The organism is Chungangia koreensis, from assembly GCF_042651785.1.
Classification (GTDB): Bacteria; Bacillota; Bacilli; order Bacillales_A; family Planococcaceae; genus Chungangia; species Chungangia koreensis.
The window spans coordinates 71,193-85,296 of sequence record NZ_JBHSEC010000002.1 but is presented as its reverse complement, the minus strand read 5'-3'; the positions used below and the strand labels follow the sequence as shown (position 1 = coordinate 85,296).

The window sequence follows — 14,104 nt, the reverse complement described above, 5'->3', positions numbered from 1 at the left end:
AACATGAATATCGCAACTATTTCACAAATGATTCAGCAGCCTGCCAAAACTGCACCGAAAGGAACAGCTAAAATGGAAGGATTCGGTTCGGTGATGAGTGCCATCCTTTCGCAAGCTTCTTCCACCCAAAGTAATAATGGATCTGGAACACAACTGGTCTTCGAACAAGCGAAGCAACTAATCCAATCTAAAGACTTAAAAGGCTTATTCGATTTACTGGATGTAGATGTATCGGATATCGAAAAAGTCCTTTCAAGCGAAGAGATTCACTTTCAAGATGTTGCTGAGATTTTAAATATCGATCCGAAAGAGTTGATCGGGACGCTCCAAATGCTACTAAATGGAACTGTTGAAAAAATAACAGACCTATCTGAAAATTTGTGGGAACTGGTACAAGCAGTTGAGCAAAGGGCTCCAGAAATACAGCGAGAGCTGATTCGTTCCTTAAAAGGCGATGGACTTCCTATTCAAAATGCAGTCGATGTCATCAAGTTCATTAAAACGATGGAATTTATTTTGCCTAAAACCGATATGACGATGAAACAGGAAGCCCTTACCTTTAGTTTGAAAGAAGTAGTCACAAAGTTAGAAACGTCAATACTTCAATCGGAAAAAACTGTGACACTTCCGGAATTCAGACCAATGGTGAGAGTCGTTGAAGTTAAAACTGACACTGTTGAAGGCACTACAATGAATATTGAGAGATCCGTTGCAAAAATGGAAACTCATTCAGTCGCGCTGCCTACTAACCGTTCTTCTCAAGGTGAAGCATTAGTGAAAGAATTTCAAGCGATTATGAACAGATCTGCGTTTGGACAAGCAGGAGGAGCAACTAAGCTACTTATTAAAATTTATCCTGAAAATTTAGGTACTGTTCGAATTGAGTTAGTGCAAAAAGACGGAGTTTTAACTGCAAGATTGTTATCTTCTACTGCTTTAGGTAAAGAGTTGCTGGACAGTCAATCTCAACAATTACGTCATGCATTTGCCCAACAAAACTTAACGGTTGAGCGATTAGAGATTTCACAGGCATTGCAGGACCCTACAAGACATGATAAAAACCAGTCCTTTGGACAACAGTTCAAACAACAGCAAGATCAAGAACGACAAGAACAATCAGAACAAGATAAACCACAGGATTCATTCCTTGATCTGTTGATGGAAGCAGAGGTGTAATCGATGACAGATATGAAACCAATCACAAGCAACATGTATTTGGCGAACAATAAAAAGCAGGAACGCCAAACTGGCAATAGTGTACTCGGTAAAGATGATTTCATGAAGCTATTAATTACACAGCTTCAAAATCAGGACCCCACCAATCCGATGAAAGATACTGAATTCATCGCGCAAATGGCTCAGTTTTCTTCATTAGAACAAATGACAAATATGGGGAAAGCGTTTGAAAAATTTGCAGAAGGTCAGCAGCAAATGCAATTGATTCAATATAACTCTTTTGTTGGAAAAACGATTAATTGGCATGAGTTGACTGATAAATTAGGTGAAGACGGCAAACCAGTTGTCAATGAAGGTACGGGCAAAATTGTATCAGCTAAGTTCATCGATGGGACTGTCAAATTCATCTTAGAAGATGGCAAGGAATTGACACCGGGGAATGTATCAGAGGTATTGGCAGGAAGCGGAAGTGCAAATTCCCTCGTGGAAGCGAGCTTACTCATTGGAAAAAAAGTAACCTACATGGATGATGAAACAGAAATGTCTGGTACTGTACAATCTGTTGCCAATAAAGCTGGGAAAATTGAATACGTATTAACTGATGGAAAACGCCTAACGGCCGATCAATTTTTGATGATCAGCCAGTAAAAAGGGAGTGGAAAGATGGAGAAGATCAATTTACATCGTCTTCCGATGCAGCCGATCATCCGTCAATCCCAACAAGTCCAATCACCTAAACAGTCTTTTGCTCAGCATTTACAGGAAGTACAAACTACAAAGTTAAAAGTGAGCAAGCATGCGACTGAACGTTTAGCTGAACGGAATATCAGTATTTCCGATGCAGAATGGAAAAGAGTATCGGACAAGGTCTTGGAAGCTAAGTCAAAAGGGATTAAGGAATCGTTAGTTTTGATGGAACAGGCAGCACTGATCGTCAGTGCGAAAAATGGCACGGTCATCACAGCGATGGGACGCGCAGAAGCGAATGATCAAATCTTTACGAATATTGACGGTACAATCGTACTTGCATAATGGCAGGACCTGAAAAGGATGCCAAAGCACTGCCGACTGATAGACGCAGTGCAATCCAAACAACGGAAGGAAGAAAATTAATATGTTACGTTCAATGTATTCAGGTATCAGTGGTCTTAAAAACTTTCAAACAAAATTAGATGTCATCGGGAATAACATTTCCAATGTAAACACTTATGGGTTTAAAAAAGGGAGAACTGTTTTTAAAGATCTTATTTCCCAAACTGTTGCGGGAGCATCTGCAGCTACAGGAACTCGCGGAGGAGTAAACCCTAAGCAAGTTGGACTTGGATCTCAAATTGCTGCAATTGATACTATCCATTCTGGTGGATCTACGCAATACACGGGGAATACGTTAGATTTGGCCATTTCAGGCGATGGATTTTTCATTGTAGCTGATGGAGCAAATATTGATGCTACAGCTGGAACTGGGGATTTTACGAATCCCTTGTATACCAGAGCAGGAAACTTCTATATGGATAATAACGGTTACTTAGTGAATTCTGACGGGAAATTTGTAGTAGGGGCTGCTGCTTCTGGATGGGATGGAGAAGCAACTAATGTTTCAACATCTTATCCACTTGCATCTGAAGTTACAAATGCTGGAGTAACTGGGAGTTTAGAAACTACCGGTACACCAACAGATTTCACAGATGATTCTCTTCCGGTCACTGCCACTGCTGGTACTGTCGAATTTACACCTATAAGAATTCCAACAAATGCACAAAGCATGAGTATTGGTCAGGATGGAACAGTCACTTTCGTAGATGCTGAAGGTTCATTAAGATGGGCTGGTCAACTTATCTTAGCTAAATTCCCTAATCCTGGTGGTTTAGCAAAAGCTGGCTCGAATTACTTCCAATCATCTGCTAACTCTGGCAACCCAATAAATCAAGTTGCAACTGCTGAAGGAATCGGATCAGTAAACTCTGGTTTCCTCGAAATGTCGAACGTTGACCTTTCAGAAGAATTTACCGATATGATCGTTGCGCAACGTGGATTCCAAGCAAACACGCGTATTATTACAACTTCTGACGAAATTTTACAAGAACTAGTGAATCTTAAACGTTAATCTATTAAACTATTAACGATATAGGGAGGGCCGGGCCGGCTACTTTGAAACCGGCCCTTTATAAAAATGATTGAACTTACAAGATTAAACGGCAAAAAATTTACTCTAAATGCACTCTATATTGAAACGGTCGAATCATTTCCTGATACGACCATTACGTTGACTACCGGCACAAAGATGATTGTGAGAGAGTCTGAAGAAATGGTTAGGGAATTGGCGGCCCGATTCTTCCGGGATGTACAGTTATTATCCAATCCCTATTTGAGAGGTGAAAATCATGAAGAATAAAATGCTGACGATCATGCTCATTATTTTGACGTCTATCACTTTAGTTGGTGTTGTAGCACTTATCTTTGTCTTTCAGTTTAATAATGGCGCAAAGGCCGAACAAGGACCGACTATTGATGAGATCATTGAGGCGTCCGTCGATGTACCTGAAATCACGACGAATCTTGAAGGCAAGAATGTCATCCGCCTTTCACTGAAAATCCAGACTGATGGAAAAGATGCAGCTGAAGAGCTGACAAAACGAGATTTCCAAGTGAAAAACATCGTCATTCAAGAACTTTCTGAGATGACTGCTGCTGAACTTGAGGGTAAAGAAGGAAAACAATCCTTTGAAAATGCGATTAAAGCGCAAGTAGATGAATTGATGGATTCAGGTGAAGTGCAAAAAGTGTACATTACCTCCTATATCATTCAATAAGACCTTTTTTGAAATGGAGGTGGTCAAATGGCTGGGGATGTTTTATCGCAATCTGAAATAGATGCGCTGTTATCTGCAATATCGACAGGTGAAATGACAGCGGAGGAAATGAAAAAAGAAGAAGACACAAGAAAAGTAAAATCGTACGATTTTAAGCGGGCATTACGTTTCTCTAAAGATCAGATCCGCAGTCTGACCCGAGTGCACGAGAATTTTGCCAGATTGTTGACAACCTTCTTTTCATCACAATTGCGTACCTACGTGCAAATTTCCGTGGCTTCTGTGGACCAAATCCCATTTGAGGAATTTATCCGTTCTATACCGAATATGACATTAATCAATGTTTTTGAAGTTCCGCCATTGGATGGGAATATTTTAATGGAGATTAATCCGAATATCGCTTATTCCATGCTGGATCGTATCATGGGTGGAGCAGGAGAAAGTCCGAACAAAGTCAATTCATTAACAGAAATTGAAACAAAGATTATGACAAATTTATTCGAACGTTCTTTTGATAACTTGAGAGAAGCATGGGCAACAATTGCAGACATTGATCCGATTTTGACGGAACTTGAAGTGAATCCACAATTCTTGCAAATGATTTCACCTAATGAAACGGTCGTAGTCATTTCATTTAATACAGTCATCGGTGAGACAAGTGGGATGATCAATATTTGTATTCCCCATGTTGTGTTAGAACCGATTGTGCCGAATTTATCTGTCCGTTATTGGATGCAATCCAATAAGAAGGAAACAACGCCAGAGCAGATGGATACGATTCAGAAACAGTTGAAATATTCGGAGCTTCCGATTATTGCCGAACTTGGCGAAAGCGAAATTACGATTGAAGACTTTCTTTTCCTTGATGTTGGAGATGTCATTCAGTTGAATAAGAGCATCGAAGCGCCATTAATCTTAAAAATCGGGAATATCCCGAAGTTTACAGTACAGCCTGGGAAACTCAGAAACAAAATGGCGGTACAAGTTTTAGAGCAACTGAAAGGAGGAGAAGACGATGAATGATGGTATGCTTTCTCAGGAGGAGATTGAAGCGTTGCTGCGCGGTGAATCTATAGGTGATATGGAAACCGTATCGACGTCTAATCAGAATGCGATGAATGTAGATGATTATTTAGAGTCATTCGAACAAGATGCATTAGGTGAAATCGGTAATATTTCATTCGGAAGTTCTGCAACAGCCCTATCGTCTTTACTCGGACAAAAAGTAGATATTACAACTCCTTCGATCGCGATGATTAATCGTGCAAACTTGGAGGATGAGTTCCCACAACCGTATGTAGCGATTCAGGTTAAATATACATCAGGTTTAGAGGGTATGAACTTATTAGTCATTAAGCAAAGTGATGCTGCGATTATTGCAGACTTGATGCTTGGAGGAGACGGTACGTCACCAAGCGACGAATTAAATGAAATCCAATTGAGTGCGGTTCAAGAAGCCATGAATCAAATGATGGGCTCAGCTGCAACGTCCATGTCGACAGTATTTAATAAGAAGGTTGATATATCTCCTCCGTCGATCAATCTGTTAAATGTAAAAGAAGACGAAGGGAAAGAAACCATTCCTGAAGAGGATCTTTTAGTGAAGGTCTCTTTTAATTTGAGAGTAGGTAGCTTGATAGATTCTGATATTATGCAGCTTCAACCTTTGCAATTCGCCAAGAACATTGTTGCTTCTTTGATGAATGATCAGGAGGAAGAAGCGGCAGCTACTGCATTCGAAGAACCGCCAGTTGTGAATTCGAGAGTAACTGAACAATTGAATTCATTTGGTGGTACTCATTCTGAGCAACAGCCTGCTCAACCGCAATACGTTCAACAACCTCAACAACAAATGCCACGTAAACAGACACAGCAAGTGGAAGTGCAATCAGCACAGTTTGCGAGCTTTGAAGCTCCTGGGGCTAACACGGTTGAAAGCAGGAATTTAAATATGCTGTACGATATTCCGCTTCAAGTCACAGTTGAACTTGGCAGAACAAAACGGTCCGTAAAAGAAATTCTTGAGCTGACCGGCGGTTCGATTATCGAACTGGATAAGCTTGCCGGTGAGCCTGTTGATATACTTGTCAATAGCCGGCTCATCGCAAAGGGCGAAGTCGTTGTCATAGATGAAAACTTCGGTGTCCGCATAACGGATATCGTTAGTCAGGCAGATCGTCTAAATAATTTACGCTAATTAGTTTAAGGGGGAACAACCATGTCAAAACGCATCCTAATTGTGGACGATGCAGCATTCATGCGCATGATGATTAAAGATATCTTAACGAAGAACGGCTTCGAGGTTGTAGGGGAAGCTGCAGACGGCGCTCAAGCTGTTGAAAAGTACAATGAACTGAAACCTGATCTTGTCACGATGGACATAACGATGCCGGAAATGGATGGCATTGCCGCTTTAAAATCAATCAAAGAAAAGGATCCGAGTGCTGTTATTATTATGTGTTCAGCTATGGGCCAACAGGCGATGGTCATTGATGCTATCCAAGCTGGAGCTAAGGATTTTATCGTGAAGCCTTTCCAGGCTGACCGCGTCGTAGAAGCGATCCAAAAAGCATTAGGATAAGCAAGAATGGTAAATAGGCTAATTACATTAGTATCGGTTATGCTATTGCTCCTTGTGCTTCAACCCGTACAGTTGGTGTCAGCATCCCCCAACGCACCGGTGTCTGATTGGTATAAACAGCCAGATCCAAATTCAGATGGAAGTGACCGGACTGATTCCGGCAATGACCGACCTGACAGCCCAGCAGAAGATGAGCAATCTGACTCCGGGACTGTCAGTCTTTCTTTGTGGGACTATTTAAAAATGTTGTTTGCGTTATTGTTTGTCGTTGGTTTGTTGTACGGCTTACTACGATTTGTGAACAAGCGGAACTTGCAATACCAAAAAAACCGTTTGATCCAAAACCACGGAGGAATTAACTTAGGGCAGCATAAATCAGTCCAGGTCCTTGAAATTGGAAGCAGCTTCTACTTAGTAGGCGTAGGGGAGGATATAACCTTATTAAAGGAAATTACTGATCCTGCAGAGATTGAAAAATTCCAGAAAAATTTCGAGGAACGTGAATCAACAGCTCCTCTTCCTTTTATCGCAGAAGTTTGGGAATCCCTAAAAGGAAAATCAGGACAATTAAAATCGACTGATTCCGAATCCAAGTTTCAGGATGTGTTTCAGCAACGATTGAAAGAACTGAAAGATAGCAGGAAAAAAGGCATTGAGGATTGGAAGAAGGGGGACCAGGACTAATGGAAGATTTCGTTCAGCTATTTTCTGACACTGATCCTTCATCAGTTTCAACTTCCATCAAATTACTTCTACTTCTGACGGTATTATCGATTGCACCAGGAATTCTATTATTAATGACATCCTTTGCCCGGATTGTCATCGTCCTTTCCTTCACAAGAACGGCTTTGGCAACACAACAGATGCCACCTAACCAAGTCATTATCGGCTTAGCTATGTTCCTGACTTTCTTTGTCATGGCGCCTACGCTGCAGCAAGTTAACGAACAAGCGCTTACGCCGTTATTCGATGAGGAAATCACGTTGGATGAAGCGTATGATCGTGCCGTAATCCCATTTAAGGAATTTATGAGCGAACATACGAGACAGAAGGACTTGGAATTATTCCTATCGTATTCTGGTGCCGAAAGACCTGCATCTTTAGAAGAAGTCCCGATGTCTCACCTTGTCCCTGCTTTTGCTTTAAGTGAAATTAAAACCGCATTCCAGATGGGCTTCATGATTTTCATCCCATTCCTTGTCATCGATATGATCGTAGCAAGTGTTCTAATGTCCATGGGGATGATGATGCTTCCACCCGTCATGATTTCATTGCCGTTTAAAATCTTGTTATTTGTTTTGGTAGATGGCTGGCACTTAGTTTTCAAATCATTGCTTCAAAGCTTTTAGGGGTTGATAAATTTGTCCGGAGAATTGGTCATATCGATAGCCGAACGTGCTGTCTGGATGGTGCTGATCATATCGGGTCCTTTGCTGCTGATCGCCTTAATAACAGGTTTGCTCGTCAGTATTTTTCAAGCAACAACTCAAATTCAAGAACAGACATTGGCGTTTGTTCCGAAAATCATTGCGGTTTTAGTTGGAATCGTATTCTTCGGTCCATGGATGCTGGCACAGATTACAACATATGCAAAAGACATATTTGATAATCTGTCCCGCTATATCGGGTGATTAGATGATTGAATTGTTGGAAGGCCTGCCGAACATCACTGCATTTCTACTAATCTTAGTAAGAGTCAGTGCATTTTTTATTGCAATGCCATTTTTTTCATACCGTACGATCCCCACAGTCCAAAGGATCGGAATAGCCGCATTCCTTTCCTACATTATGTATTTTACGCTGGATATCGGGGCTTTAGAGGTGAACGGGGAATACATTCTGTTAATTCTCAAGGAAGCAATGGTCGGACTTGGAATCGGGCTCTTTGCCGCAATCATTATGTCGGCTATTCAAATGGCCGGAGGTTTCATTGACTTTCAAATGGGATTTGCCATTGCGAACGTAATTGATCCGCAGACGGGTGCGCAATCGCCCTTGCTCGGTCAGTTCTTCAATGTGATGTCCTTTCTCCTGTTATTATCTTTAAACGGTCATCATTTGTTGCTTGACGGAATTTTTTACAGTTATCAATTTATACCAATGGATTCAGGGTTGAACTTTGGAAGTGAAGCTTTCGTCGGTCAAATTATGAAGACATTCGGAGCAGTCTTTGCCATTGCTTTCCAAATGTCCATACCAGTCGTCGCTTGTTTATTCCTTGTGGACCTTGCTCTCGGAATTATTGCTCGGACGGTACCACAGTTAAACATCTTTGTAGTCGGTTTTCCGATCAAAATCGGAGTCAGTTTCATTGTATTGTTTATCATGATGGGTGTCATGATTGCTGTTATGAAGAACCTTTTTGAATTTATGATAGTCAGTATGCGGGATCTTATGATGATTTTAGGGGGTGGCTAAAAACGATGCTCCGATTAGATTTGCAATATTTTGCGGGGGAAAAAACAGAGAAAGCCACTCCGAAAAAACGTCAAGATGCAAGGAAAAAAGGCCAAGTTGTTAAAAGTCAGGATATTACAAGTGCTATTGTCTTATTATCTGTTTTCTTATTTCTTTTATTTGCAGGCCGGTCAATGTTTGATAACTTTTTAAACTTTTTTCATGAATCTATTTCGAAATATACATTGATGGAAACGTTATCGATTGAAACGGTCATGGTGTTATTCACAGATATTTTGTTTGAGATGGCGATCATCATTTTACCGGTCATGGCCATCGCGGTAATTGGCGGAGTAGCTGGTAACTTTCTGCAATTCGGATTGCTGTTTACCGCAGAACCATTAAAGTTTGATTTAAAAAAGATTGATCCCATAAAGGGATTGAAACGGATCTTCTCGTTACGGGCAATTATTGAACTCATAAAATCTATTTTAAAAATTACTCTTATAGGTACCGTAACGTTTCTCATTCTATGGATGAATATTGAATCTGTACTTTCGCTATCTTTTAAAAGTCCATGGGAATCTCTCCATACAGTAGCGAGATTAACTGCGATTATGGGGATTGCCGCTGCATTTGTACTATTGTTCATTGCGGTTTTGGATTATTTCTATCAGCGATTCGACTATGAAAAAAATCTCCGTATGTCCAAACAGGATATAAAGGATGAACATAAAAATACGGAAGGTGATCCTTTGATCAAATCCCGTATTAAACAAACACAAAGAGAAATGGCGATGAGGCGTATGATGCAAGAAGTTCCGAACGCTGATGTAGTTATTACGAACCCGACCCACTTTGCCATCGCTTTGAAATACGATGAGTCAAAGAATGATGCGCCAGTTGTCGTAGCGAAAGGGGCAGATTTCGTTGCCCAAAAGATAAAGTTAATCGCCAAAGAAAACGATGTAGTAATGGTGGAAAACCGGCCGCTTGCGAGGTCTATGTATGATCAAGTGGAAATCGGCGATTCCGTGCCGGAAGAATTTTTCCGGGCAGTCGCGGAAATTCTTGCCTATGTTTACCGTATTAAACGAAAAATTTAAGTTGGACAGGAGAGGGAAACATGCAATTTCGAGATATAGGGGTGCTTGGAGCTGTCATTATGATCGTGGCGATGCTCATAATCCCGCTGCCTCCTTGGCTGCTAAGTTTCCTAATAATTATTAATATTACACTTGCATTGTTAGTCCTTTTGACTTCCATGAATATGCAAGAAGCACTTCAATTTTCAATCTTTCCGACGTTATTACTCCTTCTTACCTTATTTAGATTAGGATTAAACGTCTCCACCACACGGGCGATTTTAAGTGAAGGACATGCTGGTGGGGTAGTTGAAACCTTCGGAACATTCGTTGTCGGTGGAAATGTAATCGTCGGACTAGTTGTGTTTACCATTCTTGTCATCATCCAATTCATTGTCATTACAAAGGGTTCCGAACGGGTTGCAGAAGTGGCTGCTCGTTTCACCCTCGACGCAATGCCTGGTAAACAGATGAGTATCGACGCTGATTTAAATGCCGGTATGATATCGGAAACAGAAGCAAGAAGAAGACGTGAAAATGTAAGCAGAGAAGCGGATTTCTACGGAGCGATGGATGGTGCAACCAAGTTCGTTAAAGGGGATGCTATTGCTGGAATTATCATCGTACTGATCAACCTGGTTGTCGGTATGATCATCGGTGTTGTCCAATTGGGCTTACCTTTTAGTGAAGCCGCTGCTCTTTTCTCACAATTAACAGTCGGGGACGGGATTGTATCCCAAATACCGGCGTTACTTATTTCCACTGCTACGGGTATTGTAGTAACGCGTGCTGCATCCGAAGGGAATTTGGGGTCAGACATCACCCGTCAATTGTTTGCCCAACCTAAGCTCCTCTATGTTGCTGCAGCTACCATTCTATTGCTTGGAGTGGCCACTCCTATTACGGATCTACTTACTATCCCGATCGCTTTAGCTTTGGCAACCGGAGGATTTTTCATGGGTAGAGCTAAAGTGACAGATCCTGAAGAAATAGAAATGCATGAAGAGGAAGAGACGACCGATGGATTGAAAAGTCCGGAAAATGTCATTAATCTTTTGAATGTCGATCCGATCGAGTTTGAATTTGGCTATGGCCTGATTCCGCTTGTTGATACTTCACAGGGGGGAGATCTCCTCGACCGGGTAGTCATGATCCGCAGGCAACTTGCCTTGGAACTCGGCATGGTAATTCCGGTTGTTCGGATCCGTGATAATATTCAGCTACAACCAAACGAATACCGTATCAAGGTTAAAGGAAGTGAAATGGCAAGAGGAGAACTCCTGTTAGACCACTATTTAGCGATGAGCCCGGATGATCAAGATATGATCGAAGGAATAGATACGATTGAACCGTCTTTTGGCTTACCTGCCAAATGGATTACTGAATCTGTAAAGGAAGAAGCTGAAATGCTGGGTTACACCGTCGTAGATCCGCCAAGTGTTGTTTCTACTCATATGACCGAAATTATCCGTGCTAATGCGCACGAATTGTTGGGAAGACAGGAAACGAAACAATTGATCGACCATATGCGGGAGTCTTACCCGATTTTAGTAGAGGAATTGACTCCTACACCTTTATCCATTGGAGAGATTCAAAAGGTCCTGGCAAAGTTGCTCCGGGAACATGTGTCCATCCGAAACTTGCCCATTATCTTTGAAACGCTTGCTGATTATTCGAAGTATACTTCTGATGTAGATCTATTAACGGAATATGTAAGGCAGGCGCTCGCTCGTCAAATTACAAATCAGTATGCCGGGGACGGTAAGACATTAAAAGTCTTGACCGTTTCTGGAAGAGTAGAAAAGCTGATTGCTGATCATATTCAGCAAACGGAGCAGGGGAACTTTTTATCTATCGATCCAAATGACTCCCAGCACATTTTAGAATCTATTGCTCAGGAAGTTGAACGGGTTTCCTTGATGGATCAAACACCAGTTGTTCTTTGCTCTCCGGCAATTAGAATGTATTTACGCCAAATTACGGAACGTTACTTCCCTCAGATTCCGATTCTTTCATACAACGAACTAGAATCGATGATTGAAGTGCAAAGTGTAGGAGTGGTGAATGTCGCATGAAAATGAAACGATATAAGGCACCTTCCATGGTCGAAGCGATGAAAAAAGTGCGTGGAGATTTTGGGGATGACGCTGTCATACTCAGTTCAGAAGTCGTCTATTCAAAAGGTTTTTTTGGCCTGTTTAAACAAAAGTCATTTGAAGTTGTCGCGGGCTACGATAAGGTATACGATGCTCCTTCAACTGAATCTGTGGATTTACCTGCAACACAAAAAGTCCAACCACTTCACTCTTCAGGATCTGAAGAATCGATAGAGATGAAGAAAGAGCTTTTAGAGTTAAAAAGAATGGTCCAAAATATACAACGTCCTGTTACTGTTGATATTTATCCTGATTCCATAAAACCTATTTTGGAGTATTTGACTGATGCGGAACTTTCAGATTGGCTAGTCAAGCTAATTGGGGATGAACTGCTTCGGGTAACTTCAGCTAAAAACATTGAGCTACACCCGGAAGATCAATTGGAAATCTCCAAAAAGGTGCTCCTGCAAAATATGAAAGAATTGCCTTTTGGCGGAACTAACTTTGAGAAGAAATACATTAATGTAGTGGGTCCGACAGGCGTTGGAAAGACTACGACCATTGCGAAAATGGCTGCAAGGGCAATGCTTGAACAGAAGAAAAAGGTTGGATTCGTTACAACAGATACATATCGTATTGCGGCAATTGAACAGCTAAAGACTTATGCCAACTTACTTCAAGCACCTGTAGAAGTTGCCTATTCCGCTGAGGATTTTGCAAAAGCGATGGAAAAGCTTTCACATGTGGATTTAATATTCATAGATACTGCAGGCAGGAATTATCGGGAAGAAGAATATGTTCAGGACTTGAAAGAATTGATTGACTTTAACCGAGAAATGGAATCCTATCTTGTTTTATCGATGACAGGTAAAGAGAAAGATATGGAATCTATAATCCAACAGTTTTCAACCGTTCCAATTGAAAAATTCATATTTACTAAACTGGATGAAACAAATTCAATTGGTTCTATGCTCAATTTAATGATTAAATATAATAAGGGACTTGCGTACTATACAGATGGGCAAGAAGTCCCGGAAGATATTATAGAAGGTTCGTTTGATCAACTGATTGACCGATTGTTTAAGGAGTTTTCTCATGCGTGATCAAGCTGAAAATTTGAGATTAAGAATGTTGAAGGAACACGGTGAACTTGGAAAGTCGATTGCAGTTGTCAGTGGTAAAGGCGGTGTTGGGAAAAGTAATTTTTCAATGAACTTTTCCTCTGTATTAGCTGCTAAAGGAAAAAAAACCATTCTTATTGATATGGATATCGGGATGGGAAACATACATATTCTACTCGGTAAGACAATTCACTCAAATTTACAGGATTACCTTGAAGGCCGTTGTGGAGTGTCAGATTTGATACATGAAGGACCGAATGGTCTTCATTTTATCTCCGGGGGTTCCGGTTTAAATCATTTAATGGATTGGTCAGAACGTTCATTTGCTAAATTGATGGAAGCTTTTGAGTACTTTCAAAAGGAATACGACATCATCTTATTCGACATGGGAGCAGGAGCGACAAGAGAATCGCTTGATTTGTTGACTGCCGTTGATGAAATTATCGTGATAAGTACAACAGAACCGACATCGATCACTGATGCTTATTCCATGATGAAATTCATTTTTATGAAGGATCCGGATAAAGATTTCTATTTAATCTGTAATCGAGCAAGCAGTAAAGCTGAAGGAGACGAAACAGTATCCCGGATCAGCTTTGCTATGGAAAAGTTCTTAGGAAAAAAAGTTTTCTCGCTCGGTTCTTTGCCGGAAGATCCCGCCGTTTCTAAATCAGTAAAAGCCCAGCAACCTTTTAGCATACTTTACCCGCAATCTGATATCACGTTTGCTCTAAAAGAAATCGTTCGGAAGTTTACGAATAGTCAAGAGGAAACTCAGCCTAAAGGTAGCAAGTTCCTGCAGAAAATGAAAACTATATTTTTCAAAGGACGTGGGTAA

17 protein-coding genes are annotated in these 14,104 nt (G+C 40.9%); all 17 read left to right on the top strand.

Translation table 11 applies throughout. The features are described from left to right. The first annotated feature begins 3 nt into the window (after positions 1-3). Positions 4-1,176 (top strand): flagellar hook-length control protein FliK, encoded by a 1,173-nt coding sequence (locus ACFOZY_RS02055; protein ID WP_378151733.1) that lies wholly within the window; start codon positions 4-6, stop codon positions 1,174-1,176. A 12-nt stretch (positions 1,177-1,188) separates the two neighbouring features. Further along, positions 1,189-1,824: a flagellar hook assembly protein FlgD gene (gene flgD, locus ACFOZY_RS02050; RefSeq protein WP_378151731.1), complete on the top strand. Its 636-nt coding sequence runs from the start codon at positions 1,189-1,191 to the stop codon at positions 1,822-1,824. A 15-nt stretch (positions 1,825-1,839) separates the two neighbouring features. After that, positions 1,840-2,208, top strand: coding sequence for a TIGR02530 family flagellar biosynthesis protein (locus ACFOZY_RS02045; RefSeq protein WP_378151729.1), 369 nt, complete (start codon positions 1,840-1,842; stop codon positions 2,206-2,208). A 94-nt stretch (positions 2,209-2,302) separates the two neighbouring features. Then, the gene (gene flgG, locus ACFOZY_RS02040) at positions 2,303-3,280 is read left to right on the top strand and encodes a flagellar basal body rod protein FlgG (protein ID WP_378151727.1); all 978 of its coding nucleotides are present in this window, start codon (positions 2,303-2,305) and stop codon (positions 3,278-3,280) included. 66 nt (positions 3,281-3,346) lie between these two features. Beyond that, on the top strand, positions 3,347-3,568 hold the full coding sequence (locus ACFOZY_RS02035) for a flagellar FlbD family protein (RefSeq protein ID WP_378151725.1): 222 nt from the start codon (positions 3,347-3,349) through the stop codon (positions 3,566-3,568). After that, on the top strand, positions 3,558-3,986 hold the full coding sequence (fliL, locus tag ACFOZY_RS02030) for a flagellar basal body-associated protein FliL (RefSeq protein ID WP_378151723.1): 429 nt from the start codon (positions 3,558-3,560) through the stop codon (positions 3,984-3,986). The genes ACFOZY_RS02035 and fliL overlap by 11 nt, the downstream gene beginning before the upstream one ends. Positions 3,987-4,013: 27 nt before the next feature. Then, positions 4,014-5,009: a flagellar motor switch protein FliM gene (gene fliM, locus ACFOZY_RS02025; protein WP_378151721.1), complete on the top strand. Its 996-nt coding sequence runs from the start codon at positions 4,014-4,016 to the stop codon at positions 5,007-5,009. After that, the gene (gene fliY / locus ACFOZY_RS02020; RefSeq protein WP_378151719.1) at positions 5,002-6,183 is read left to right on the top strand and encodes a flagellar motor switch phosphatase FliY; all 1,182 of its coding nucleotides are present in this window, start codon (positions 5,002-5,004) and stop codon (positions 6,181-6,183) included. The genes fliM and fliY overlap by 8 nt, the downstream gene beginning before the upstream one ends. 21 nt (positions 6,184-6,204) lie before the next feature. Next, positions 6,205-6,567, top strand: coding sequence for a response regulator (locus ACFOZY_RS02015; RefSeq protein WP_378151716.1), 363 nt, complete (start codon positions 6,205-6,207; stop codon positions 6,565-6,567). 6 nt (positions 6,568-6,573) lie between these two features. Next, the gene (locus ACFOZY_RS02010; RefSeq protein WP_378151713.1) at positions 6,574-7,251 is read left to right on the top strand and encodes a flagellar biosynthetic protein FliO; all 678 of its coding nucleotides are present in this window, start codon (positions 6,574-6,576) and stop codon (positions 7,249-7,251) included. After that, a complete protein-coding gene (gene fliP / locus ACFOZY_RS02005; RefSeq protein ID WP_378151711.1) occupies positions 7,251-7,916 on the top strand; it encodes a flagellar type III secretion system pore protein FliP in 666 nt (221 codons plus the stop codon). The genes ACFOZY_RS02010 and fliP overlap by 1 nt, the downstream gene beginning before the upstream one ends. Before the next feature lie 12 nt (positions 7,917-7,928). Beyond that, positions 7,929-8,198, top strand: a complete 270-nt coding sequence (fliQ, locus tag ACFOZY_RS02000) for a flagellar biosynthesis protein FliQ (protein ID WP_378151709.1) — start codon at positions 7,929-7,931, stop codon at positions 8,196-8,198. Positions 8,199-8,202: 4 nt separating this feature from the next. Then, entirely contained in the window at positions 8,203-8,985 is a 783-nt protein-coding gene (gene fliR, locus ACFOZY_RS01995; RefSeq protein WP_378151707.1) for a flagellar biosynthetic protein FliR, read from the top strand. A gap of 5 nt (positions 8,986-8,990) precedes the next feature. After that, positions 8,991-10,070 carry a flagellar biosynthesis protein FlhB gene (gene flhB, locus ACFOZY_RS01990; protein ID WP_378151705.1) on the top strand — a complete coding sequence of 360 codons (1,080 nt, stop codon included), beginning with the start codon at positions 8,991-8,993 and terminating at the stop codon, positions 10,068-10,070. 20 nt (positions 10,071-10,090) lie between these two features. Continuing rightward, entirely contained in the window at positions 10,091-12,124 is a 2,034-nt protein-coding gene (gene flhA, locus ACFOZY_RS01985) for a flagellar biosynthesis protein FlhA (protein WP_378151703.1), read from the top strand. A gap of 2 nt (positions 12,125-12,126) precedes the next feature. Further along, a complete protein-coding gene (gene flhF / locus ACFOZY_RS01980) occupies positions 12,127-13,248 on the top strand; it encodes a flagellar biosynthesis protein FlhF (protein ID WP_378151701.1) in 1,122 nt (373 codons plus the stop codon). Continuing rightward, complete coding sequence (locus ACFOZY_RS01975) at positions 13,241-14,104, top strand: MinD/ParA family protein (RefSeq protein WP_378151699.1); 864 nt, start codon at positions 13,241-13,243, stop codon at positions 14,102-14,104. The genes flhF and ACFOZY_RS01975 overlap by 8 nt, the downstream gene beginning before the upstream one ends.

Coding starts and splice junctions, on each gene's coding strand:
- ACFOZY_RS02055 (WP_378151733.1), top strand. CDS start 4: ATGAATATCGCAACTATTTCACAAATGATTCAGCAGCCTGCCAAAACT.
- flgD (WP_378151731.1), top strand. CDS start 1,189: ATGAAACCAATCACAAGCAACATGTATTTGGCGAACAATAAAAAGCAG.
- ACFOZY_RS02045 (WP_378151729.1), top strand. CDS start 1,840: ATGGAGAAGATCAATTTACATCGTCTTCCGATGCAGCCGATCATCCGT.
- flgG (WP_378151727.1), top strand. CDS start 2,303: ATGTATTCAGGTATCAGTGGTCTTAAAAACTTTCAAACAAAATTAGAT.
- ACFOZY_RS02035 (WP_378151725.1), top strand. CDS start 3,347: ATGATTGAACTTACAAGATTAAACGGCAAAAAATTTACTCTAAATGCA.
- fliL (WP_378151723.1), top strand. CDS start 3,558: ATGAAGAATAAAATGCTGACGATCATGCTCATTATTTTGACGTCTATC.
- fliM (WP_378151721.1), top strand. CDS start 4,014: ATGGCTGGGGATGTTTTATCGCAATCTGAAATAGATGCGCTGTTATCT.
- fliY (WP_378151719.1), top strand. CDS start 5,002: ATGAATGATGGTATGCTTTCTCAGGAGGAGATTGAAGCGTTGCTGCGC.
- ACFOZY_RS02015 (WP_378151716.1), top strand. CDS start 6,205: ATGTCAAAACGCATCCTAATTGTGGACGATGCAGCATTCATGCGCATG.
- ACFOZY_RS02010 (WP_378151713.1), top strand. CDS start 6,574: ATGGTAAATAGGCTAATTACATTAGTATCGGTTATGCTATTGCTCCTT.
- fliP (WP_378151711.1), top strand. CDS start 7,251: ATGGAAGATTTCGTTCAGCTATTTTCTGACACTGATCCTTCATCAGTT.
- fliR (WP_378151707.1), top strand. CDS start 8,203: ATGATTGAATTGTTGGAAGGCCTGCCGAACATCACTGCATTTCTACTA.
- flhB (WP_378151705.1), top strand. CDS start 8,991: ATGCTCCGATTAGATTTGCAATATTTTGCGGGGGAAAAAACAGAGAAA.
- flhA (WP_378151703.1), top strand. CDS start 10,091: ATGCAATTTCGAGATATAGGGGTGCTTGGAGCTGTCATTATGATCGTG.
- flhF (WP_378151701.1), top strand. CDS start 12,127: ATGAAACGATATAAGGCACCTTCCATGGTCGAAGCGATGAAAAAAGTG.
- ACFOZY_RS01975 (WP_378151699.1), top strand. CDS start 13,241: ATGCGTGATCAAGCTGAAAATTTGAGATTAAGAATGTTGAAGGAACAC.